This window comes from Winogradskyella undariae, from assembly GCF_013285155.1.
GTDB lineage: Bacteria > Bacteroidota > Bacteroidia > Flavobacteriales > Flavobacteriaceae > Winogradskyella > Winogradskyella undariae.
This window is the reverse complement of sequence record NZ_JABTEL010000009.1, coordinates 134,676-157,308: the sequence shown is the minus strand read 5'-3', so window position 1 is coordinate 157,308 and position 22,633 is coordinate 134,676. Positions and strand designations below refer to the sequence as shown.

The window sequence follows — 22,633 nt, the reverse complement described above, 5'->3', positions numbered from 1 at the left end:
TAAATATCAATTTATCTTAAATTAGTATAATTTAAACCCTATAGATTGTGGGGTTATGTTTTTGAATTTCTTATTTTTGTAATAACAAAAATTCAATAATTCAATAAATAAAACTTACCCATGAGTAAATACGATATTATAGTATTAGGAAGTGGTCCTGGTGGCTACGTAACAGCAATTAGAGCATCACAATTAGGATTTAAAACTGCAATTGTAGAAAAAGAAAGTCTTGGTGGTGTGTGTTTAAATTGGGGTTGTATTCCTACAAAAGCCCTTTTAAAATCTGCTCAAGTATTTGAATATTTAAAGCATGCTGGAGATTACGGATTAAAAGTTAAAGATGCAGAACATGATTTTGATGCTATTGTAAAGCGTAGTCGTGGAGTTGCTGAAGGTATGAGTGGCGGTGTTAAATTCTTAATGAAAAAGAATAAAATAGACGTTATTGAAGGTTATGGAACTCTTAAACCAGGGAAAAAAGTTGAAGTTGACGGAAAAGAATATTCTGCTGACCATATTATTATAGCTACAGGTGCACGCTCTCGTGAACTTCCTAGCTTACCACAAGATGGTAAAAAAGTAATTGGTTACAGACAAGCCATGACTTTAGAAAAACAACCTAAGAAAATGATTGTTGTTGGTTCTGGAGCTATTGGTGTTGAATTTGCATATTTCTACAATTCAATAGGAACTGAAGTAACTATTGTTGAGTATTTAGATAAAATTGTACCTGTTGAAGATGATGACGTTTCTAAACAATTAGAGCGTAGCTTTAAAAAAGCAGGAATTAACATTATGACTTCTGCAGAAGTAACTTCGGTTGATACTTCTGGATCTGGTGTTAAAGCAACTATAAAAACTAAAAAAGGAGAAGAAGTACTAGAAGCTGATATTGTATTATCTGCTGTTGGTATTAAATCTAATATTGAAAACATCGGTTTAGAAGATGTTGGTATCGCTGTTGATAGAGATAAAATCTTAGTTAACGATTTCTACCAAACAAATATGCCAGGTTATTACGCTATTGGAGATGTAACACCTGGTCAAGCTTTAGCACACGTTGCTTCTGCTGAAGGGATTCTTTGTGTAGAAAAAATTGCAGGACAACATGTTGAAGCTTTAGACTACGGAAATATTCCTGGTTGTACTTATTGTTCACCAGAGATTGCTAGTGTTGGTATAACTGAAGCACAAGCTAAAGAACAAGGCTTAGATGTTAAGATTGGTAAATTCCCTTTCTCTGCATCAGGAAAAGCGAGTGCAGGTGGTAACAAAGAAGGTTTTGTAAAAGTAATTTTTGATGCTAAATATGGCGAATGGTTAGGATGCCATATGATTGGTGCTGGTGTTACAGATATGATTGCTGAAGCTGTTTTAGGTCGTAAATTAGAAACAACAGGACACGAAGTATTAAAAACAGTTCACCCTCACCCTACTATGAGTGAAGCGGTAATGGAAGCTGTTGCTGCTGCTTATGATGAAGTAATTCACCTATAAGCTAGAAGCTAGAAGCTAGAAGCTAGAAGCTAGAAGCTAGAAGCTAGAAGCTAGAAAAATAAAAAAGTTCCAGAATATAATTCTGGAACTTTTTTTATGTAATTAAATGAATTGGATATCGTTTAAAACATAAATCCAAGACCTAATTGTAAAACTTCATTTTTACCATCTACATTTTCGAAAAGCGTATCGTCTTTAAAAACACTTGATAATCCCATAGTATAACGGGCACTAACAAAAAAACCTCCATCAAACTTATAAGATGTTCCAAATGCTAAACTTGTATCAAAATCCTTCACATAAGAATCGTCTTCATTGATTTCAAAATCACCACCATCAGAGTTAGGTTCAGAATCAAATTCTTCATGAATCTTAAATCCAAATTGTGGTCCTGCTTCTACACTTAAACCTTTAATTAAATAAACTTTAAGCAACAAAGGAACCTGAATATAGTCTAACTGATATTCTATATCTTCACTGGTATTAAAAAATCGATCTTCGGCTTGTACAACATTGAAACCTTGACCTGAGTAAAACACTTCTGGCTGAAATGAAATTCTTTCCGATAATGGAATTTCAGCAACTAATCCTGCATTAAAACTTGTTCTTGAATCTACATCTTCAAAATCATCTCCTGTAATTTTAGAGAAGTTAACACCTCCCTTTGCTCCTAATTGCACAGCTTTAGAATCTGATTGCGAATACGAATAACTAGATGATAATGTGAATATAAATACGGTTGCAAATACAATTAAATTTCTCATAATTATTATTGATTTATTTTGGTTAATACCACAAAACTAAAGAGCTAAACACCAATAAAACAAGGCTTAACAGCAGTTTAACAACTTTCGTTTTTTAGTCAAAAAACAATCGAAAATCAATTACAATAGGTTAAACTCTATGAAGAAAAAGGTTAACTCATTTGTAAAAAAAGACAAGAATTTATAATTTATATCCTAATCCTAAAAACAATACGTTGGGTGAAATTTCTTCAAAACCGATGGTGTATTTCATATGAAGATCTAATTTTGAAGTTAAATTATACGCAAAAGCTAAATCTGCTCTAACTTTTAATTTCGTATAAAAAAAATTAAGAAAATAATTTATACTAGGACCAACAAGAATATTAAAATCCTCATCAAAATTATATTTGAGATAAATAGGAGCATTTAAAAACTTAAAATCTCCAAGACCTATAAAAAGTAATTCGGTTTGTAAATTAAAACCATTTTCAATTTCAAAATCAACAAAGCAGCCTGCATAATATCCGAGTTCTACTTCTTGGTTAGATCCAAAAGAACCTTCTTCAACATTAAAAAAAGTTAAATTAACCCCTCCTTTAATTCCAAATTCTGATTGCGCTTTCAAACCATTAAAACAACCTAGGGTTATTAAAATTAAGACTGTAAAAATAAAGCGCTTCATATATAAAAATTTAAATATTCTTAATAAATCACATACACCAAAAGATTAAAATCAGCTTAAAAAGCTCTCAATAGCCAATTCATAGCTTTGCAAACCAAAACCTAAAATGACTCCTTTTGCATTAGGTGATATGTAAGATTGGTGTCTAAATTCTTCTCTAGAGAACGTATTAGAAATATGAACTTCTACAACAGGTGTTGTCACTCCTTTAACAGCATCTCCGACACCTATAGATGTATGCGTATAGGCAGCTGCATTTAAAATAATACCATCATAAGTAAAACCTACTTCTTGAATTTTATCAATAAGCTCTCCTTCTATATTAGATTGAAAATATGCTAAGTCTATATTGGGATATTTTTTAACTACAGAATCAAAAAACTCCGTAAAAGTCATACTTCCATAAATATTAGTTTCTCTTTTACCTAACAAGTTAAGGTTTGGTCCATTTATAATGATTAGCTTTTTCATCTGTATATTATATATATTTAATTGTAATATGTTTTTTTTGTTATAAAACATATAATTTGAAGCGGAACTTTTAACATGTGAGCTTCATAAAGTAAAGATATTAAAATATACGCATAAAAAAACCGAAGCTGATTGCTTCGGTTTTAATTTATTATGTAATTATTTCTTTTAGTTAAAGAAATATCCTACTGATACTTGAAATACATTGTTTTGAACACTATAGTCATCATCAGCATCTTTAGCTATATTTGCTAAACCTAAGTTATAACGAACAGCGAAGTTTAAACCATTATCCATTTTGTAACCAGCACCAAAGTTTAATCCAAAATCAATTGAGTTAAAATCATCTTTAACATCTACACCATCTTCTGATTCAGTGTAACTTACTTCTCCGTCAAAAGATTCTGTATAATCAGAATCAGCTTTAGCAGAAACTAAGAAACCTATTTGAGGTCCTGCTTCAATACTAAAACCTTCAGCTACATAATATTTAGCCATAACAGGAACACTAATGTAAGATAAGTTTACTTCATACTCTGAAGCATAAGCATATCCAGAAAAAGATTCAGAATACTCATTACTAGCACCTTGCATAGAATATAATAATTCTGGCTGTACAGAAAATTTCTCAGAAAAAGAAATTTCAGCGACACCACCAACATGAAAAGATGTTAAACCATCAGTATCTTCAACATCACCAACAAATGTAGCAAAGTTAACACCTGCTTTAGCACCAAAAGTAACTTCTTGTGCATTTACGTTTGAAAATCCAAGAACTGCAACTGCAGCTGTAAATAATAATTTTTTCATAATTTTAAATTTATTTTTGATTAAATTGATGGTCAAAAATAGCCTTTGAAAATTGTAAAAAAAACCTTAAAATGTTAAATTTTAACGCATTTTATCGATGATTCTAGCTCGTTAATCTAAAAAAAACACTAACTAATTGATTTGTAAATAATTAATGAAAATCTACTTTTTTCAATAGACAAAAAAAAATAATAGACCTTATATTAAGTTTATTTTTTTATTAAATGAATAGACTAAAGGATTTTAATTTTGAAAAAAAATGTAGCTATTATAAAATTTAATAAACTACAAATTGTTATTTTTAACTATGAAATGGGAACAAGCAATCATAGACTACAAACATTATTTACAAATTGAACGTGGTTTATCTAAAAACTCTATTGAAAATTACAGCTATGACATTAAAAAATTGATTTCATATCTTGAAAGTCATGATATAAAAGAATCTCCTATCACAATAGATACAAATGTTGTTAAGGAATTTATTTATTCTGTTTCAAAAGATATCAATCCTAGGTCTCAAGCGCGCTTAATTTCTGGACTTCGTAATTTTTTCGATTATCTTATTTTTGAAAATTATAGAACCTCAAATCCATTAGACTTAATAGAAACCCCTAGAATAGGAAGAAAATTACCCGATACATTATCTGTAAAAGAAATAGATACTTTAATTTCTAGTATAGACTTAAGCACTCCCCAAGGCGAACGTAACCGAGCCATTATAGAAACCTTATATAGTTGTGGATTAAGAGTTAGTGAATTGACAAACCTTAAACTTTCAGATTTATTTTTTGATGAAGGTTTTATAAAAGTGACCGGTAAAGGAGACAAACAACGCTTTGTACCCATAAGTGATTTAACTAAAAAATTTATTAGCATTTATGTAAAAGAAATTCGGCCTCATGAACCAGTTATTGAGGAATATAGAGATGTTTTATTTTTAAATAGAAGAGGAAAACAACTTACAAGGGCTATGATTTTTACCATTATTAAAACACTTGTAAAAGAAACAGGCTTAAATAAAACCGTATCGCCTCACACTTTTAGACATTCATTTGCAACCCATTTATTAGAAAATGGAGCTGATCTTAGAGCGATACAAATGATGCTTGGTCATGAGAGTATAACAACTACAGAAATTTATATGCATGTAGATCGTTCTCATTTAAGTGAGGTTTTAAATAAATTTCATCCTAGAAAATAAAGTGTTAAGTTGATTGTTTTATATTAAATAATCAATAAAAAATAAGTTATACTTAGAATTATGAACTATTTTTATGAGATAAAGGTTTAATTGTCAGCACACATGTGACAAAATCAAAATATTATGCTCTAAATAATAAAGAAAAAGACCATGAAATTCCCCAATCTCAACCTAATAAAACAGATCCATAATCTTTATAATAATAAGTATTCTTCAAATTCTCATAAAGACAAAAAGTATAAAATTGCAATAGAGCTATCTAATATAGGACTATGGGAATGGAATATAAACACAAATAAAGTATTCTACTCTAAAGAATCTATACAAATCATTGGTTATTCTGAAAGCGATATAAAAAACACCTCAAAGTTCTGGGATGATAAAGTACACGCAGACGATAAAGATGAATATTTTAAAGATTTTAATAGGTTTTTAGAAGGTTATATTGATTTCTATGAAAACGAATACCGAATTCGCTGTAAAGATGGGAGTTACAAGTGGATATTAGATAAAGCTAAGGTTGTAGAAAAAGACAAAAACAATAAATCTACATGTATAATTGGTACACATACAGATATTACAAGTTCTAAAGTTAGCGAAGAACTTTTAGAAAAGAATCTTCAATTAATTACTTGTCAAAATAAAAGACTTTATAGTTTTACACATATTGTTTCTCACAACTTAAAAACTCATATTGGTAATTTTAAAAATATTTTAGAGTTTTATGATGAAGCTGAGTCTGAAAATGAAAAAGAAGAATTAATAGGACATCTACAAACTATTTCAAAGTCTTTAACCACTACTATTGTCGATCTAGATGATATTGTAAGTATAAAATCTAAGAGTGACTCTCAAGATCTTAATGAGCACATTAATCTTTATGATTTTACTAATAAAATAATAGAAAGCCTAAAAATAGATATAGAGAACAAAGAAATCACCGTACATAATGCGATAAAAAAAGGAGATACTCTTTTTACAAACAAACCTTATTTAGAAAGTATATTTTATAATTTAATTTCTAATGGTATAAAATATTCTGACCCTAAAAAGGATAGTCAAATAATTATTGAAGCCATACACATAAACAATACCATTAAAATTTTAATTTCAGATAATGGTATTGGTATTGATATGGATAAATATAAAAATCACATTTTTGAAATGTACAAGACGTTTCACGGTACTAAAAGAGCAGACTCTAGAGGTGTTGGTTTATATATTACAAAAACACAAGTTGAAGCCATACACGGAGAAATACAAGTAGAAAGCACTTTAAATCATGGTACTTCTTTCTCCATAACGCTTAAAAAATAAAAAAGCACTCTAATTTAGAGTGCTTTTTACTTTATATTAAAATACTATTTACTTCGCAATATTAACAGCTCTAGTTTCTCTAATCACTGTTACTTTTACTTGTCCTGGATATGTCATATCTGTTTGTATTTTCTGAGAAATCTCAAACGATAAACTAGCTGCCTTTTCATCTGTAACTTTTTCACTTTCTACAATAACACGTAATTCTCTACCTGCTTGTATAGCATAAGCTTTCTTTACTCCTGTAAATCCAAAGGCTACATCTTCTAAATCTTTAAGACGTTGTATATAAGAATCTAATACTTGACGTCTTGCTCCTGGTCTTGCTCCTGAAATAGCATCACAAACCTGAATTATTGGCGCTAGTAATGTTGTCATCTCAATCTCGTCGTGGTGAGCCCCAATAGCATTACATACTTCTGGTTTCTCTCCATGTTTCTCAGCCCATTGCATACCTAAAATGGCGTGTGGCGTTTCAACATCTGTTTCTGATGACGGTACTTTACCTATATCATGTAATAAACCTGCACGTTTAGCTAATTTAGGATTTAACCCTAACTCAGCAGCCATAACACCACAAAGCTTAGCAACTTCACGCGAGTGTTGTAACAAGTTTTGTCCGTAAGAAGAACGATATTTCATACGACCTACCATTTTTATTAATTCAGGATGTAAACCATGAATTCCTAAATCGATAACCGTACGCTTACCTACTTCTATAATTTCTTGTTCAATCTGCTTTTCTGTCTTTCTTACAATTTCTTCAATTCTAGCAGGGTGTATTCTTCCGTCCGTAACTAACTTGTGTAATGATAAACGTGCAATTTCACGTCTTACAGAATCGAAACAAGATAAGATAATTGCTTCTGGTGTATCATCTACAATAATCTCTACACCTGTTGCAGCTTCAATTGCTCTAATGTTTCTACCTTCTCTACCAATAATACGACCTTTAACGTCATCAGATTCAATATTAAATACAGACACACAGTTATCAACTGCTTCTTCTGTACCAATACGTTGAATGGTATTGATAATAATCTTTTTAGCTTCTTGCTGTGCTGTTAATTTAGCTTCTTCAACATGATTTTGAATGAAAGCCATGGCATCTGTCTTAGCTTCCTCTTTTAAAGACTCTACTAATTGTGCTTTTGCTTCTTCAGCAGACAATGAAGAAATCACTTCTAATTGTTTGATTTGATTTTGATGAGATTTATCAATTTCTTCTTGTTTCTTATCAAGAAACTCTAATCTAAAATCGTAATCTTTAATCTTACTTTCTAAAGATTGATTAGATTTTTTAGATTTATTTAATTCACTAGAAAGCTGAGATTCTTTGTCTCTTATGCGTTTCTCTGCTTCAGACATTTTTTTATCTCTAGAAAAAATCACCTTTTCGTGCTCTGATTTTAACTCAATAAATTTCTCTTTAGCTTGTAATATTTTTTCTTTTTTTATTGATTCTCCTTCTGATTTAGCTTCTTTCAAAATTGATTTAGACTCAATTTCTGCATTAGCAATTAATTTTGAAGCTTTACTTTTTTCTAAAGCTTTAGCTATAAAGAACCCTATTATTATTCCTCCTATTATTCCTCCAACAATAAATATTATTGCGTAATTATCCATCTTTCTTATTTAGTTTTAGTGTATAAAAAAGCCTACATCAGTTTTGGTTTTGTATAAACTCCTTAAAACAAGTTTAGGGCTAACAAGCTGATCAAAAATCTGTCTAAGATACCGAAACGAGTTCAGTACTAACAGCACGATTTTACAACTTAAACTCACCCTTTTTAAAGAATTGATCGTTGAGTTTATCAAAAATGTAACTAATGTAGGCAGTAACCTTATTTTATTTTAAAGAACGTACGAGTTAAAGATGTTGATTTAAAAGTTCATTTAAAGCTTCTAACTTTTCCTGTACTTCTTCATTTACATACTCTTTATCTATAGACTTTTGCTCTACTTGAGAAGCAAATTGTAAGGCACACATCGCCAAAACATCTTGCTTATCTCTTACAGAGTAATTCTGCTCAAATTGCCCAATCATCGCCTCAATATTTTTTGAAGCTTTGCGTAAACCTTCTTCTTGCCCAGGGTTTATCGTTAACGGATAAACTCTATTAGCTATAGAAAGTTTAATTTTTAATTGTTCAGGCATTATAATTTAAATTTACAACTTTATTCAGAGAGTTGACCAATACAATGGTCAATATCTCTAATCAGTGCATTTATTTTGAGTTTTGTTTCTCGTTTATTTTCGTCACTACCAAGCATTGAATTTGCAATTTTGAGTGTGTCATGTTTTTCTACCCAAGCAGAAATCTCTTCTTGTTGTTCTAAAAGTTTTTGCTGTTGCGCTTTTAATTGACTTTCGAGTTTCTCATTAGTCTGTTTTAAAATCGCTTGCTTATCTAAAATCTTACTGATTTTATGTTCTAATGCATCAACAATGTCTTCTATTTTACTCATTAAAGTAATTCAATACTATCGAAACAAAGTTAACATACCTAATCAACAATCACAATTGTTTTACAATTATTTTTTATTAAAGCAGATAAGTTTAAAATTCTATAATAATAAAATTGGATTTTATTTAACTTATATCCTTCTATAATATACAAGGATACTAATAGTTATAAATGTATACGCTTATAAAAAACAACTAAATAGAAAAAACAATATTCGTATTTTTAATTTTTATTTGGTATTATTAGAGGTTCAATATAATTTATAAAATGCTAAAATTATACCGTTTTAGTGTTTGCAAAATGTAAACAAAGTAATATTTTCGCTGTCAGAGCTAATCCTATGAAACAATTTTTAATCCTCTTTTTATTAACTAGTTCATTATATGGACAATCGGAATATCCTCAAGATTATTTTCGCGCTCCTTTAGATATTCCTATTGTACTTTCAGGTACTTTTGGCGAATTACGTTCTACACATTTTCATGCTGGATTAGATATTAAAACACAACAACGAGAAGGTTTAAAAGTCTATGCGGCGGCACTAGGTTACATAAGTAGAATTAAAATCTCTCATTTTGGCTACGGAAAAGCCATCTACATTACACATCCTAATGGCTATACAACTGTTTATGGGCATCTTCAAAAATTTTCTAAACGATTAGAAGATTATATTAAACAATGTCAATATGATAAAGAGAGTTATGAAGTTGAAGTTTTTCCTCATTCTGAAGAACTTTTAATAGAGCCTGATGAAGTTATTGCATATTCAGGAAATACGGGTGGTTCTGGAGGTCCTCACTTACATTTCGAAATTAGAGACAACTTAGAACGTACAATGAATCCATTACTCTTTGGTATAGAAGTAGAAGATTCTACAGCACCCTACGTCACTGCGGTATTTGCCTATCCTAAAGACGAAAACGCAATTATTAATGGAAAAAATGAAAGAGTGTCCTTACGCTTAATTCCACAGAAAACAGGTGATTATGCTGTTGAAAAGATTAAAGCTTACGGAAATATTGGATTTGGTGTTACCTCTAACGACAAACAAGATTTAGCACCGAATAATAACGGTGTAAGTAATATTCAAACTTTTTTTAATGGAAATAAAAGTTTAGAAATAGATTTTAAACGTATTAGCTTCGATGAAAGTAAACATATTAAACGTTTTGTCGATTATGAATACTACGTTCGTAAACGCTCTAAAATTCAGAAACTTTTTATTGAAAAAAATAATCCTCTAAGTATTTATAAAGACGCTTACGATAAGGGCTACGTTAAAATTGAAGACAGTACAGCTTCAGTTTATAAGATGAGAATTAGAGATTATAACGGAAATGAATCCTGGGTTGTAATCCCTGTAGATGGAGAATTTGAAACTATAAAAAAAGATTCTACCACCATAGATCGCTCTAAACAATCACTGGTTTATAGCAATAAAATGTCGACATTAACTTCAGGTAATTATACTGTCAACTTTTATGAAAACACATTGTATGATGATACCTATGTAGATTTTAAGGTAAGCTCTGACACGCTCTTTTTAGGAGATGATAATGTTGCAATGCAAAAGAATTTCTACATTAATTACGACTTAAGTAATTATAAAAAAGAACATCAAGACAAGCTTTATATTGCTCGATTTTATGGGTCTTATAAAAAACCATATTATGCTTTAACCTCACGCAAAGGCAATATTTTAACAGCAAAAACTAAAGCTTTAGGCACTTATGCTTTAGCAATGGATACTGTACCACCAACCATAAAACCTACAAATTTTACAGATAAAAAATGGATTAGCAACTACCGTTATCTCAAACTTAAAATTGATGATGAGTTAACCGGAATTAGTAAATACAGAGCTACAGTAAATGGAAAGTGGATTTTAATGGAATATGATTATAAAAAAAATACGCTTATACACGATTTTAGTGATAATATCGTTAAAGATACTAAGAACGAATTAAAAATAATTGTCACTGATAATGTTGGAAATAGTTCTACATTTGAAGCAACATTTTTTAGAAAGTAGAAATTTAGACCTTAGACTGTTACATTTTAAACGCTAAATTATAGAATCATTATGATTGTTAATCTATATTCTAAACCGCTATTCAACCTAACTAAGATTAAAAACAAAATATTTGAAACGCTTAATTTTCACCGTCCTCTTAGGCTTATTTTTTAGTCTACTTTCGTTTTCACAAAATGCAATTATTAGAGGTGTCATTTTAGATGAAGGCAACACTCCTATTGAAGGAGTTAATATAAAAACCAACACTGGAGAAGGCACAGCAACCAATAGCAACGGTTTTTACGAGCTTAGAATTCCTTACGGCATTGAAGTTACCGTTATTTTCACGCACGTTTCACATAAATTAGTTGAGCAAAAATTCAATTTAAAAAACGGACAAGAAATTGAATACAACCCTGTGATGCTTATTGAAGTTGAACAAATTGCTACCGTTGTTATTAATACAAATACAAGACAATCTGTAGATGGTGTTACTTCTATTTCACCACAAATGATAAGAACCATCAAAGGTGCGCAGCCTGGTGTAGAAAATATTCTTAAAACCTTACCTGGAGTAAATATTTCTAATGAATTAAGTACACAATATTCTGTACGTGGTGGTAATTTTGACGAAAACTTAGTTTATGTAAATGACATAGAAATTTATAGACCTTTTTTAATTCGTTCTGGAAATCAAGAAGGATTAAGTTTTGTAAATACCGATTTGGTTCAAGATGTTGATTTCTCGGCAGGTGGTTTTCAAGCTAAATATGGTGATAAATTATCTTCTGTATTAGATATTACATATCGTAATCCTGTTAATTTTGGAATAAGAGCCGATTTAAGTTTACTTGGAGGAAGTATTGCTGCTGAAGGAGTTTCAAAAGATGGTAAATTTTCTGGTATTGCAGGTGTACGTTATAGAGACAATAGCCTATTATTAAACAGCTTAGAAACAGAAGGTAATGTAGAACCGGTTTTTGCAGATGCGCAAACATTTTTAACCTACCGTTTTTCGAGTAAGTTTCATTTAAATTTCCTTGGAAATATTTCTTCAAATAAATACAACTTTCAACCCGAAAATAGACAAACTAACTTTGGTACTATTGATGATCCTGTTGCGTTATTAGTATTTTACGATGGACAAGAAAAAGATCAATACCAAACCTATTTTGGAGCATTCAAAGCTAATTACTTTGTAAATGACGATTTAACGCTTAAACTTATTGCCTCTGCTTACCATACTACAGAACAAGAATATTTTGATATTTTAGCAGAATACCGTTTAGGTGAAGTAAACACAAGTATTGGTGATGAAAATTTAGGTGAAGTTGAATTTAGCGAAGGGATTGGCTCTCAACTTACACATGCCCGAAATGATTTAGATGCTTTTATAGTTAACGCTGAACATAAAGGAGATTATAAAATTGATGACGAAAGTACATTAGAATGGTCTGCAAAATACACACACGAAGATATTAGAGACCGTTTAGTTGAATATGAAATTATTGATTCTGCTGGTTTTTCAATTAGACCACCTTCAATAAGTCAGCCTAACGATCAACCTTACAATTCTTTTTCTGGCCCTTTAACTGCTTATGAAGATATTAGAGCGACTAACCGAATTCAAATTAATAGATTTCAAGCTTTCGTTCAATATAGTAAACAAACGGATTGGAATGGACATGAGGTTTTTTATAACGCCGGTGTAAGATCTCATAGTTGGGTTGTAAGCGGTGATGATATTGAAACAGGTGATACGCAAACCGTAATTAGTCCAAGAGGACAATTTGCTATTAAACCCAATTGGGATAAAGACATGCTTTTTAGAGTGGCTGCTGGTTTATATTACCAACCTCCATTTTATAGAGAATTAAGAGATTCTTCAGGAACGGTGCAACCCAATGTAAAAGCTCAAAAATCATTTCATGTTGTTTTAGGAAACGAGTATAGTTTTGAAATTTGGGACAGACCATTCAAGTTAGTAACTGAAGCTTATTACAAAGGAATGACAGATGTTAATCCTTACACGTTAGAAAACGTTAGAATTCGTTATAGTGCAGATAATAATGCTGTCGCTTATGCTTATGGCTTAGATTTAAGAATTAATGGAGAGTTTGTTCCTGGTACAGAGTCTTGGTTTAGTTTTGGATATTTAAAGACTGAAGAAAACATTGATGATCGTGGTTATATTGCTAGACCAACGGATCAACGTTTAAAATTTGGTGCTTTATTTCAAGATTACGTCCCTAACATGCCAGACCTTAAAATGTATTTAAATTTAGTCTATAATACAGGTGTTCCTGGAGGTTCTCCAAGCTATGCAGATCCATACAATTACCAGATAAGATTACGTGATTATAGACGTGCGGATTTAGGAATTTCTTACGAATTAGTGAATCCTGAAAAAACTTATAATTCTAAATGGAAAGCCGCTTTTAAGGAACTCTCAATTGGTTTTGAAATCTATAATATGTTTAATAACCAAAACTCAATTACAAATACTTGGGTTAGAGACGTTTACAGTAAACAACAATATGCAATTCCTAATTACTTAACACCACGTGTTTTTAATATAAGAATGTCTGCAAGGTTTTAAGAATTAACTAAAGCTTTTAAAACACCAACTACATAATCTAATTCTTCTTTAGTATTATATATACTGAATGAAAAACGAATAGAAGGTTTTGCTAATTCATCATTAGGTAAAATAGCTTTTAATACATGAGACTGTTGACTGCTTCCACTTTGGCAAGCACTACCTCTAGAACTCGCAATCCCTTTTAAATCGAGTTGAAACTGTAACATTGATGCTTTTCCAGGAGCCATTGGTAAACGAACGCTTACTAATGTGTATGTGCTTTCTTCAGACTTTGAACAACCGTTAAAACTCACATTAGGAATATTATTTTGAAGTTCCGTGATAAAATAGTTCTTCAAATCTAAAACATAGGCATGTTCTTCTTCAAGATTTGCGTAAGCTATTTTTAAAGCCGCATCCATCCCAGCAATATTATGAAGAGACTCCGTCCCTGCTCTATGGCCTCGTTCTTGCTCTCCACCAAAAATCAATGGTTTTAATCCAGACTCTTTTCGTACAAAACAAAACCCAACACCTTTAGGTCCATGAAATTTATGTGCACTTGCGGCTGTAAAATCTATAGGTATTTCCTTTAAATCTATTTTATAATGTCCGACAGATTGTACAGTATCAGAATGAAATAAGGCTCCATAAGATTTTACAATCTTAGCTATGTTTTTCAAATTTAACACATTACCAATCTCATTGTTAACATGCATTAAAGTCACTAATTTTTTTCCATCAGAATGACCTAAAACAGATTCAAGATCTTCTTCATCTATACTTCCATCAGCTTTCAGTTTTACATAAGTGACTTTTATGTCATATTCTTTCTGCAATTGATCTAACGTATGCAAAACAGCATGATGTTCAATCTGAGATGTAATAATTTCTGTAACACCTAGATCTCTAACGGCACTTCTTAAAGCTAAATTATCGGATTCTGTTCCGCCAGCAGTAAAAACAATTTCTGATGCCGACACATTAAAATAGCTTGCTATATTTTTTCTACATTGTTCTAAAAGTGCTTTAGACGCACGACCAAAACTATGACTAGAAGATGCATTTCCATAAGTTTCATTTAACACTTGCGTCATACGCGTTACAACTTCGGGTCTTAAAGCTGTAGTGGCTGCGTTATCTAAATAGATTGAATTCATGTTATTTATAGTATTTTTATGGTCATACTTCTTCTAAGCTCAGTACAGTAGTGCAATTGATTAGTCATCATTTCTTTGAATGATACAATTTTGTAGATGATCAATTCATCCTACAAAAATATTGTAAATAAAATTATTTAGATAATGCAACGTTATAATTTTACAAATCCTTTATTTTTGCTAAAAATAGAATCTATGATACGTCGTTTTTTTATACTCTTATGTTTTGCTTTTTTAACTACTTGTGATGATGGTGACATTTTAACTGTAGATTTAGAATTTGATGAAGAATTAGCACAATGTACTAATTTTGAAGACTATCACCTTGTATATGATACACGAGAAGATCCTAACGAAGCGCTTATTTTAATTTTTGAAAAAGGAGATGATACCAATGACGCATTATTTACACATGCAACAACTGAAGGTTCTCCAACAGAATTAACAATCGACGCTAGTACAACTCGTTTTATTTATAGAACATACAATAGAGAATTAACTTCTAGTGACATTTGTGCTGTTGTACCACCTTCAGATTTAACAATAAGAGAAGATTATGAAGCTGGCTCTGGAGATGTTTACATAACGTCTACGATTGTAGATGATGATAATGATGGTGTTCCTAGTATTTATGAATATGGTCCTGGAGGAATAGATGATCCTCAAGACACAGACACAGACGGTACTCCAGATTATTTAGATATTGATGATGATGGTGATAATGTTTTAACTGAAAATGAACTAGACGAATTGGATGAAGACGGAGATGGAGATCCTTTAACTAACCCTTTAAATACTGATGCAAATCATCCGACGAATAGTGATGATCTTCCTAATTACCTAGATGATGATGATGATGGAGACCTAATTCCTACCCGTTTAGAAGATGCGAATGGAGAGAATGGCCCTGGAGATGACAGAATTGCTGTGAATGATGTTTTAGTAGAATTATATCTAAATGCTGCCGAAAATACCTCTTACGTTTTTGATGATTATGATGCTTTTGAAAATTCTTACACCAGAACTGTTGAAACAGTATTTGTAATTAATAATACAGATTTAACAATCTTTAGAACTACCGAAATTACACTTGGTACACTAACAACAATTATAGAAGACTTTGATCCTGATGATTATGATTACGATTTCTAAGATTAAGGCGCTACATTTTGAAGTATACTAACTTCTGTTGCTCCTAAACCGTAGGTTTTATAATCGGCATCGTAAAATCTTACATTATTATAACGACTAAAAAGTGTTTCTAATTCTTGGCGTAGCACACCTTCGCCAACACCGTGTATAAAAACTACTTTTGGGATACGCTTACGCATGGCAAATTCTAATTGGCCTCTTGCTGTATCTAGTTGTAGATTAAGCATTTCATAATTAGACATTCTTTTTGAAGATTTGGTTAAATGATGAATATGTAGATCTACTTCAAATTTAGGTGCATTTCTTTCTTTAGGTTTTATTGTTGGAGCAGATTTTCGTTTTAAAGATTCTTTTTCTTTTTTTACGGCTTCAAAATCTGTATTGTAGACAGCACTTTCAAGCGAATTACCTGAAGACATTAACATAAGTTCACGAGCTTCAAATTGTAAATCAAAGCCATCAATATCTTCAACTGTAATTATATCTCCAGAAATCTTTGTTATTATTCCTGAAATATCATCGTCAATTGTTTCAACCTTATCACTTATTTTAAATTTCATCTTCTTTTTCTGTTTTTACAAATGATTCTTCTGATTCTTCATGTTTGCTCGGAATATTTCTAGAGGTTCTATAAACACCGACCATTAATAATGCAATACCTCCTATTAATAAGTACGTATTTTGTTCTTGCTGTGCTTGAGCATAAAATGCAATTATACCTCCAACTAGAATACACATAAAATTTAAGCTTCTCGAAATATCCATAATTCATTAATTAAAACAGGTCGTAAAAGTACAATTTAGAAAAATATTTCTCGCAATTATAAAAGTAATAAATCAAATTGTTAATTTAGCGCCATGTTAATACTAGCAAAAGGACTTGAAGAATATATGTTACCATGCATGTGGAAACAAACGTTTAATGTTGATTGTATGGGATGTGGCATGCAAAGGGCTATTAACTTCATTTTTAAAGGAGAATTTGTTGCTGCTTTTTTTATGTATCCTGCAATTTACACACTTATTGCAATGTTTGCCTTTTTACTATTGCATCTAAAATTTCAATTTAAAAATGGTCATCGCATTATTTTAGGCTTTTTTATATTAAATATTAGTATTATTGTGGTAAGCTTTATTATTAAAACTTTTTTAATCAACTAAAAATCAATTTATATAATGGAAAAACAACCAATACCAAATGGAACTTTAGTCCTTGTCATGGGGATTTTATCAATCATCGGCTGTTGTTGTTATGGTCTTCCTGGATTAATTTTCGGAATCGTAGCAATAGTATTAGCTGGTAAAGCCACTAAAACTTACATGCTAGCACCTGAAACTTATTCTGGTTTTGGAAATGTAAAAGCAGGTAAAATAATGGGAATTATCGGTGTAGTATTAAGTATTGCAATGGTTTTATTTTACGTTTGGATGTACACAACAATTGGATTAGAAGCAATGCAAGACCCTCAATTAATGGAGCTTAAAATGCAAGAATTATTAGGACAATAGTAGTTTCCTAATTCTTAATAAATATAAAAGCGATTTTCAATTAAGAAAATCGCTTTTTTTTGCTCTTATTTCAAATGCTTATTAAGCTTCAAATTCTTTTAAAGTCTTTGTAATAATAGATACACAATCTAATAACTGTGCTTCTGTCATTACTAAAGGTGGTGCAAAACGAATAATGTTTCCATGCGTTGGTTTTGCTAATAAGCCGTTATCTCTTAATTTTAGACAAATATTCCAAGCAGTTTCGCTGTCTTCGTCATCATTTATTAAAATAGCATTTAATAAACCTTTTCCTCTTACAGAATTAACAATAGGACTAGTTTCTATAAACTTAGATATTTCACTTCTAAATAATTGCCCTAATTTTTCTGCATTGTTTGCTAAATCTTCATTTTTAACAACTTCTAAAGCCGCAATAGCTACAGCTGCTGCAATAGGATTTCCACCAAAGGTACTTCCATGATTTCCTGGTCCAATAACATTCATAATAGCATCATCAGCTAAAACTGCAGATACAGGATAAGCACCACCACTTAAGGCTTTACCTAAAATTAAAACATCTGGTTTTACGTTTTCATGATCTACTGCTAACATTTTTCCTGTTCTTGCAATACCGGTTTGTACTTCATCTGCAATAAATAAAACATTATATTTTTCACACAATGCTTTGGCTTTAGATAAGTAACCTTCAGTAGGTACATAAACACCAGCTTCACCTTGAATTGGCTCTACTAAGAAACCGGCAACATTAGCATTGCTTTTCAATGTGTCTTCTAAAGCTTCAAGATTATCATATGCAATCTTAATAAAACCATTAGTATAAGGTCCAAAGTTTTTACGCGCTACAGGATCGTTACTAAAAGAGATAATCGTTGTTGTTCTTCCGTGAAAGTTATTCTCGCATACAATAATTTCAGCTTCATTTTCTGCAATTCCTTTAACTTCGTAAGCCCATTTTCTACAGATTTTTAAAGCTGTTTCTACAGCTTCAGCTCCCGTATTCATTGGTAAAAGTTTATCAAAATTAAATGTTTCAGAAGCATATTTCTCATACTTCCCTAACATGTCATTATAAAAAGCTCTTGACGTTAACGTTAGCGTTTGCGCCTGTTCTGTCATTGCTTTTACAATTTCAGGATGACAATGCCCTTGGTTTACTGCGGAGTAAGCAGAAAGAAAATCATAATATTTCTTACCTTCTACATCCCAAACAAACACACCTTCTCCCCTGTTTAATACTACAGGTAACGGATGGTAATTGTGCGCACCATACTTGTTTTCTAAATCTATCGCTTGTTGCGAATTTAATTGGTCTAAAACAGCCATTTTAAAAATTTTAAAAGTTAATATCCAAAAAAATGGATATCTAAAATAACCATTCCTTATCTACCTTTATCCTTTCGAAATGTCCGAAAATTCAGCGTGGGAAAGAAATCATCCCTGAATGTTGCAAATTACAAAAAATAATAGAAATTTATTGCTAGCGCCTACATCAATTAACGTTATGCTATTTGTAAAATTGCAACTATCTTTGCACCCTAATTTATATAAGAAATGCCAAAAAGAGAACGTAACAAATTTGTAAGACGCGGAGAAATCATAGAAATCCTAATTGAAGGTTATGCCTATGGAGGAAAAGGTATTGGTCGTATCCGTAACGAGCATGGCGAATTTGTAGTCTTTGTTCCTAATACTTTACCTGGTCAATTAGTAAAAGCTCAGATTAAAAAAACGAGCAAAAAGTATGCAGAAGGTAAACTTTTTGAAGTTTTAAAAGCATCTGAAGATGAAATTGACATGCCTTACCAAAGTATTCCTGGCGCACCTTATATCAATTTACCTATTGAAAAACAACACGAATACAAGAAGCAAAGTACTTTAGAGTTATTTAAACGTATTGGTAAAGTTGCTGATATTGAAGATAAGTTTGATGAATTTGTTACGTCTCCAAATACCTTTCATTATAGAAATAAAATGGAATATGGCTTTTCTGCTATTGGTTATGATCACGAATTAAAAACGGATGTAGATGAATTTACGCTAGGGTTTAAAAAACGTGGTACTTGGTGGTGTGGAGATAATTTAAATAAAGAATCTGGTTTATTTGATGCCGAATTTGAAAACCTAGTTAAAGATATTAGAACCTATTGTATTGAAACAGGTCTAGATCCTTGGCATGCTCCTAAAAGAGAAGGTTTCTTTAGATATTTTGTAGTTAGAAAATCTTACAAAACCAATCAACTTTTATTTAACTTGGTAACAACATCTTACGACTTACCTAAGTTCGATTTAGATAAATTTGCAAATTACCTCGTAGAATTACTTGGTGATCGTGTTGCTGGTTTATTACATACTATTAATGATGAAACAGGAGATAGAACAATCGCTACAACAGGAAGTATTTCTCTTATCTATGGTGATGATAAAATTGTTGAAGAATTATTAGGTCTTAACTTTGAAATTAGCATGAAAAGCTTTTTTCAAACCAACCCAAAATGTGCTGAAAAACTTTACACTAAAGTTGTTGATTATGCTTTAGAAAATAAAGAAGCTATTGATAATACTGTTGTTTTAGATTTATTTTGTGGTACAGGGACTATTGGTCAAATCATTGCTAATAAATCTGAAAACACTAAAATTGTTGGTGTAGATATTGTAGCTGCTGCAATTGAAGACGCTAAAGAGAATGCTAAACGTAATAATATTGAAGGTTTAAAATTCTTTGCTGCTGATGTTGGTAAATTCTTAACTGAACACCCAGAATACACCAATAAAATAAGAACTATTATTTTAGATCCTGCTAGAGCTGGTATTGCGCCTAAAACCCTAAAAAAAATAATAAACCTAAATGCAGAACGTTTGGTTTATGTATCTTGTAATCCTGCTACGCAAGCTAGAGACACAGAACTATTAATGGAATCTGGCTATATCATCAAAAAAATGAGCTTAGTAGATCAGTTTCCACATACAGCGCATATAGAAACAGTTGTGCTATTTGAAAAACAATAAATGAAAAACGTAAAATTCTTAATTCTTTTAATAGCCATTGCTCTTATCAACTGTGAGCGCGATGATATTTGTGCTTCTACAACGCAAACTACGCCTCGGCTAATTGTTGAGTTCTATGATGCTACAGATACAGATGAATTACTAAACGTATCTAGAATTACCGTTTATGGTGAAGGTTTAGTAACCGATGATGACGGTAATATTATTGAACCATTAGAAGAGTCAGATGCTACACTACTCTTTAATGAAAATGCAAATACCATAGAATTACCACTTATTATAGGTGCAGAAGGAGTCGAAGCCACGATAACCACACGCTATGTGCTAGAAAAAGACACCGATTTAAGAATTGAAGATGAAGATGATACAACCAACTCAAATATAGACATCATAGAAATCACCTATAACACAGAGTTTGTTTATGTTTCTAGAGCCTGTGGTTATAAAAGTAATTTTAATAGTTTAGGTGTTTCAAGAGAGACAGAGACAAACGGTGATAATTGGATTTCTAATATTGAGATTGAAGAAACAACACAACAAAGTATAGAAGATGAAAACACAACACATGTACGTATCTATCATTAGAAGCGTAATCTTAATGCTGTTGTTTTCTACAATAGCTTTTGCCCAACAAGAAAAGACTAAAACTATTAAAGATACCGTAGTTTTTAAACAAAAGTATGGACTTAGAATTGGTGCAGATATAAGTAAATTCGCACTTACTTTTTTTGATGATGATTATTCTGGATTTGAAATCATGGGAGATTACCGCCTTACTAAACGTATTTATATCGCAGGAGAAATTGGAAATGAAGAACGAACACTTGAAACCGATTATATAAATAACACCACAACGGGTAGTTATTTTAAAGCCGGAATTGATATGAATTTCTATCAAAACTGGTTAGACATGGAAAACATGATTTATACAGGTTTTCGTATCGGAGCATCAACGTTTAGCCAAAAGTTAAATAATTATACAGTTTACGATGTTTACAACCAGTATTGGGATAACCAATATTCCGTTGAAGAAGGTCAAGAATTCAATGGACTAACTGCGTTTTGGGTAGAAATGCAAATAGGATTAAAAGCCGAATTATTTAATAATTTCTACGCAGGACTTAATGTACAATTAAAAGTACTTGTATCTGACAAAGAAATTGATAATTACGAAAACCTATATATCCCTGGTTATAATAGAACTTACGATAGTAGCCGTTTTGGTGGTGGTTTTGGTTTTAATCTCTCTTATTTAGTCCCAATTTTTAAGAAAGATAAAATTATAATTCAAGATAAAGAAGTTGAGGAATAAAAGGTCTTAAAACTTAACCTTTTCAACTTTTAAAAACACGCTATTTCTCTCTTTTTTATTAAAATATTAGTTGATTTTAATCTAATAAATACGTACATTCCTTTATCAAATTCCCCTTTATGGATAAAGAAGATATTGCCAATTTAATAGAATTAAAACACTTAGAATTAATTAGTTGGCTAGAGCAACAGCCTGACGAATCTTGGACACATGGCCCAGACGGAAAATGGACAACAGGACAACAAACATTACATCTACTTCAAAGTATAGTTCCACTAAACAACGCTTTAAGTTTACCTAAGTTTTTACTCCGATTAAAATATGGAAGAGCAAATAGACCTGTTAGGTCTTATGACGCTATTGTAAAACGTTCTCAAGAGCGCTTAAAAAACACTAAAGGTAAAACTTTTAAAGGATCTAGAAACATGAAAGTTCCTACACTTCAAGACAAGCAATACCTCTTAAACAGATTGCAAACTGAAGAAAAGAAACTACAGTATAAAACGAGACGTATCAGTGACGAAAATCTAGATACTGTTGTATTACCACATCCTTTAATGGGAAAAATGCCCGTTCGAGAAATTATTATGTGGACAGCACATCATGTTGAACATCATACAGAAATATTAAAGGCTAATTATTAAGAAATTGACCTAAAAAATAAACCTGACATTAATATGTCAGGTTTAAATCAATTTTGA

23 protein-coding genes and 1 other RNA gene are annotated in these 22,633 nt (G+C 31.2%); 12 read left to right on the top strand and 12 right to left on the bottom strand.

The window, feature by feature from the left end; all coding sequences use genetic code 11:
* Positions 1-120: 120 nt before the first annotated feature.
* On the top strand, positions 121-1,497 hold the full coding sequence (gene lpdA / locus HSX10_RS13275) for a dihydrolipoyl dehydrogenase (RefSeq protein WP_173588716.1): 1,377 nt from the start codon (positions 121-123) through the stop codon (positions 1,495-1,497).
* A 122-nt stretch (positions 1,498-1,619) separates the two neighbouring features.
* Here the strand turns inward: lpdA and HSX10_RS13270 are convergent, their stop codons facing one another.
* From HSX10_RS13270 to HSX10_RS13255, 4 genes are all read right to left on the bottom strand, one after another.
* On the bottom strand, positions 1,620-2,261 hold the full coding sequence (locus HSX10_RS13270) for a porin family protein (RefSeq protein WP_173588715.1): 642 nt from the start codon (positions 2,259-2,261) through the stop codon (positions 1,620-1,622).
* Positions 2,262-2,442: 181 nt separating this feature from the next.
* A complete protein-coding gene (locus HSX10_RS13265) occupies positions 2,443-2,925 on the bottom strand; it encodes a hypothetical protein (RefSeq protein WP_173588714.1) in 483 nt (160 codons plus the stop codon).
* A gap of 51 nt (positions 2,926-2,976) precedes the next feature.
* Complete coding sequence (gene aroQ / locus HSX10_RS13260) at positions 2,977-3,396, bottom strand: type II 3-dehydroquinate dehydratase (RefSeq protein ID WP_173588713.1); 420 nt, start codon at positions 3,394-3,396, stop codon at positions 2,977-2,979.
* 168 nt (positions 3,397-3,564) lie between these two features.
* Positions 3,565-4,206: a porin family protein gene (locus HSX10_RS13255; protein ID WP_173588712.1), complete on the bottom strand. Its 642-nt coding sequence runs from the start codon at positions 4,204-4,206 to the stop codon at positions 3,565-3,567.
* Positions 4,207-4,513: 307 nt separating this feature from the next.
* Here HSX10_RS13255 and xerD point away from each other — a divergent pair, with 307 nt between their 5' ends.
* Positions 4,514-5,410 (top strand): site-specific tyrosine recombinase XerD, encoded by an 897-nt coding sequence (gene xerD / locus HSX10_RS13250; RefSeq protein WP_173588711.1) that lies wholly within the window; start codon positions 4,514-4,516, stop codon positions 5,408-5,410.
* 150 nt (positions 5,411-5,560) lie between these two features.
* Positions 5,561-6,727 carry a sensor histidine kinase gene (locus tag HSX10_RS13245; RefSeq protein WP_173588710.1) on the top strand — a complete coding sequence of 389 codons (1,167 nt, stop codon included), beginning with the start codon at positions 5,561-5,563 and terminating at the stop codon, positions 6,725-6,727.
* Positions 6,728-6,775: 48 nt separating this feature from the next.
* Here HSX10_RS13245 and rny read toward each other — a convergent pair whose 3' ends face one another.
* The 4 genes from rny to HSX10_RS13225 form a co-directional block, all read right to left on the bottom strand.
* Positions 6,776-8,353 carry a ribonuclease Y gene (rny, locus tag HSX10_RS13240; protein WP_173588709.1) on the bottom strand — a complete coding sequence of 526 codons (1,578 nt, stop codon included), beginning with the start codon at positions 8,351-8,353 and terminating at the stop codon, positions 6,776-6,778.
* A gap of 55 nt (positions 8,354-8,408) precedes the next feature.
* A non-coding RNA gene (ssrS, locus tag HSX10_RS13235) (6S RNA) lies at positions 8,409-8,538 on the bottom strand.
* A gap of 59 nt (positions 8,539-8,597) precedes the next feature.
* Positions 8,598-8,885: a cell division protein ZapA gene (locus HSX10_RS13230; protein ID WP_173588708.1), complete on the bottom strand. Its 288-nt coding sequence runs from the start codon at positions 8,883-8,885 to the stop codon at positions 8,598-8,600.
* Positions 8,886-8,905: 20 nt separating this feature from the next.
* Entirely contained in the window at positions 8,906-9,196 is a 291-nt protein-coding gene (locus HSX10_RS13225) for a hypothetical protein (protein ID WP_173588707.1), read from the bottom strand.
* A 339-nt stretch (positions 9,197-9,535) separates the two neighbouring features.
* On the opposite strand from HSX10_RS13225, the gene HSX10_RS13220 reads away from it, so the two are divergent.
* Both HSX10_RS13220 and HSX10_RS13215 read left to right on the top strand, forming a co-directional pair.
* Positions 9,536-11,227 (top strand): M23 family metallopeptidase, encoded by a 1,692-nt coding sequence (locus HSX10_RS13220; RefSeq protein WP_173588706.1) that lies wholly within the window; start codon positions 9,536-9,538, stop codon positions 11,225-11,227.
* 112 nt (positions 11,228-11,339) lie between these two features.
* Complete coding sequence (locus HSX10_RS13215) at positions 11,340-13,808, top strand: TonB-dependent receptor (RefSeq protein ID WP_173588705.1); 2,469 nt, start codon at positions 11,340-11,342, stop codon at positions 13,806-13,808.
* On the opposite strand, the gene HSX10_RS13210 is transcribed toward HSX10_RS13215, so the two are convergent.
* Positions 13,805-14,950, bottom strand: coding sequence for a cysteine desulfurase family protein (locus HSX10_RS13210; protein ID WP_173588704.1), 1,146 nt, complete (start codon positions 14,948-14,950; stop codon positions 13,805-13,807). The genes HSX10_RS13215 and HSX10_RS13210 overlap by 4 nt on opposite strands.
* A gap of 195 nt (positions 14,951-15,145) precedes the next feature.
* On the opposite strand from HSX10_RS13210, the gene HSX10_RS13205 reads away from it, so the two are divergent.
* Positions 15,146-16,102: a hypothetical protein gene (locus HSX10_RS13205; RefSeq protein ID WP_173588703.1), complete on the top strand. Its 957-nt coding sequence runs from the start codon at positions 15,146-15,148 to the stop codon at positions 16,100-16,102.
* Between the two features lie 2 nt (positions 16,103-16,104).
* On the opposite strand, the gene HSX10_RS13200 is transcribed toward HSX10_RS13205, so the two are convergent.
* Positions 16,105-16,662 (bottom strand): DUF8465 domain-containing protein, encoded by a 558-nt coding sequence (locus HSX10_RS13200; protein ID WP_173588702.1) that lies wholly within the window; start codon positions 16,660-16,662, stop codon positions 16,105-16,107.
* Positions 16,652-16,840 (bottom strand): hypothetical protein, encoded by a 189-nt coding sequence (locus HSX10_RS13195; protein ID WP_173588701.1) that lies wholly within the window; start codon positions 16,838-16,840, stop codon positions 16,652-16,654. Before HSX10_RS13195 ends, HSX10_RS13200 begins: the two co-directional genes overlap by 11 nt.
* 120 nt (positions 16,841-16,960) lie before the next feature.
* Here HSX10_RS13195 and HSX10_RS13190 point away from each other — a divergent pair, with 120 nt between their 5' ends.
* Together HSX10_RS13190 and HSX10_RS13185 are read left to right on the top strand one after the other, a co-directional pair.
* Positions 16,961-17,263, top strand: coding sequence for a DUF2752 domain-containing protein (locus HSX10_RS13190; protein ID WP_246293639.1), 303 nt, complete (start codon positions 16,961-16,963; stop codon positions 17,261-17,263).
* A gap of 15 nt (positions 17,264-17,278) precedes the next feature.
* Positions 17,279-17,611: a CCC motif membrane protein gene (locus tag HSX10_RS13185; protein WP_173588700.1), complete on the top strand. Its 333-nt coding sequence runs from the start codon at positions 17,279-17,281 to the stop codon at positions 17,609-17,611.
* An 81-nt stretch (positions 17,612-17,692) separates the two neighbouring features.
* Here HSX10_RS13185 and rocD read toward each other — a convergent pair whose 3' ends face one another.
* Positions 17,693-18,937, bottom strand: coding sequence for an ornithine--oxo-acid transaminase (rocD, locus tag HSX10_RS13180; RefSeq protein WP_173588699.1), 1,245 nt, complete (start codon positions 18,935-18,937; stop codon positions 17,693-17,695).
* A gap of 228 nt (positions 18,938-19,165) precedes the next feature.
* Here rocD and rlmD point away from each other — a divergent pair, with 228 nt between their 5' ends.
* The 4 genes from rlmD (at position 19,166) to HSX10_RS13160 (ending at position 22,576) form a co-directional block, all read left to right on the top strand.
* Positions 19,166-20,620 (top strand): 23S rRNA (uracil(1939)-C(5))-methyltransferase RlmD, encoded by a 1,455-nt coding sequence (gene rlmD, locus HSX10_RS13175; protein WP_173588698.1) that lies wholly within the window; start codon positions 19,166-19,168, stop codon positions 20,618-20,620.
* Positions 20,621-21,205 (top strand): DUF6452 family protein, encoded by a 585-nt coding sequence (locus tag HSX10_RS13170; RefSeq protein WP_173588697.1) that lies wholly within the window; start codon positions 20,621-20,623, stop codon positions 21,203-21,205.
* Positions 21,171-21,932, top strand: a complete 762-nt coding sequence (locus HSX10_RS13165) for a DUF6048 family protein (protein WP_254453242.1) — start codon at positions 21,171-21,173, stop codon at positions 21,930-21,932. The genes HSX10_RS13170 and HSX10_RS13165 overlap by 35 nt, the downstream gene beginning before the upstream one ends.
* Positions 21,933-22,051: 119 nt before the next feature.
* Positions 22,052-22,576 (top strand): DinB family protein, encoded by a 525-nt coding sequence (locus tag HSX10_RS13160; protein ID WP_173588696.1) that lies wholly within the window; start codon positions 22,052-22,054, stop codon positions 22,574-22,576.
* Positions 22,577-22,633: the final 57 nt, after the last annotated feature.

What these genes read in the sequence shown, in the direction of transcription:
- lpdA (WP_173588716.1), top strand. Translation starts at nt 121, where the DNA reads ATGAGTAAATACGATATTATAGTATTAGGAAGTGGTCCTGGTGGCTAC.
- HSX10_RS13270 (WP_173588715.1), bottom strand. Translation starts at nt 2,261, where the DNA reads ATGAGAAATTTAATTGTATTTGCAACCGTATTTATATTCACATTATCA.
- HSX10_RS13265 (WP_173588714.1), bottom strand. Translation starts at nt 2,925, where the DNA reads ATGAAGCGCTTTATTTTTACAGTCTTAATTTTAATAACCCTAGGTTGT.
- aroQ (WP_173588713.1), bottom strand. Translation starts at nt 3,396, where the DNA reads ATGAAAAAGCTAATCATTATAAATGGACCAAACCTTAACTTGTTAGGT.
- HSX10_RS13255 (WP_173588712.1), bottom strand. Translation starts at nt 4,206, where the DNA reads ATGAAAAAATTATTATTTACAGCTGCAGTTGCAGTTCTTGGATTTTCA.
- xerD (WP_173588711.1), top strand. Translation starts at nt 4,514, where the DNA reads ATGAAATGGGAACAAGCAATCATAGACTACAAACATTATTTACAAATT.
- HSX10_RS13245 (WP_173588710.1), top strand. Translation starts at nt 5,561, where the DNA reads ATGAAATTCCCCAATCTCAACCTAATAAAACAGATCCATAATCTTTAT.
- rny (WP_173588709.1), bottom strand. Translation starts at nt 8,353, where the DNA reads ATGGATAATTACGCAATAATATTTATTGTTGGAGGAATAATAGGAGGA.
- HSX10_RS13230 (WP_173588708.1), bottom strand. Translation starts at nt 8,885, where the DNA reads ATGCCTGAACAATTAAAAATTAAACTTTCTATAGCTAATAGAGTTTAT.
- HSX10_RS13225 (WP_173588707.1), bottom strand. Translation starts at nt 9,196, where the DNA reads ATGAGTAAAATAGAAGACATTGTTGATGCATTAGAACATAAAATCAGT.
- HSX10_RS13220 (WP_173588706.1), top strand. Translation starts at nt 9,536, where the DNA reads ATGAAACAATTTTTAATCCTCTTTTTATTAACTAGTTCATTATATGGA.
- HSX10_RS13210 (WP_173588704.1), bottom strand. Translation starts at nt 14,950, where the DNA reads ATGAATTCAATCTATTTAGATAACGCAGCCACTACAGCTTTAAGACCC.
- HSX10_RS13205 (WP_173588703.1), top strand. Translation starts at nt 15,146, where the DNA reads ATGATACGTCGTTTTTTTATACTCTTATGTTTTGCTTTTTTAACTACT.
- HSX10_RS13200 (WP_173588702.1), bottom strand. Translation starts at nt 16,662, where the DNA reads ATGAAATTTAAAATAAGTGATAAGGTTGAAACAATTGACGATGATATT.
- HSX10_RS13195 (WP_173588701.1), bottom strand. Translation starts at nt 16,840, where the DNA reads ATGTGTATTCTAGTTGGAGGTATAATTGCATTTTATGCTCAAGCACAG.
- HSX10_RS13190 (WP_246293639.1), top strand. Translation starts at nt 16,961, where the DNA reads ATGTTAATACTAGCAAAAGGACTTGAAGAATATATGTTACCATGCATG.
- HSX10_RS13185 (WP_173588700.1), top strand. Translation starts at nt 17,279, where the DNA reads ATGGAAAAACAACCAATACCAAATGGAACTTTAGTCCTTGTCATGGGG.
- rocD (WP_173588699.1), bottom strand. Translation starts at nt 18,937, where the DNA reads ATGGCTGTTTTAGACCAATTAAATTCGCAACAAGCGATAGATTTAGAA.
- rlmD (WP_173588698.1), top strand. Translation starts at nt 19,166, where the DNA reads ATGCCAAAAAGAGAACGTAACAAATTTGTAAGACGCGGAGAAATCATA.
- HSX10_RS13170 (WP_173588697.1), top strand. Translation starts at nt 20,621, where the DNA reads ATGAAAAACGTAAAATTCTTAATTCTTTTAATAGCCATTGCTCTTATC.
- HSX10_RS13165 (WP_254453242.1), top strand. Translation starts at nt 21,171, where the DNA reads ATGAAAACACAACACATGTACGTATCTATCATTAGAAGCGTAATCTTA.
- HSX10_RS13160 (WP_173588696.1), top strand. Translation starts at nt 22,052, where the DNA reads ATGGATAAAGAAGATATTGCCAATTTAATAGAATTAAAACACTTAGAA.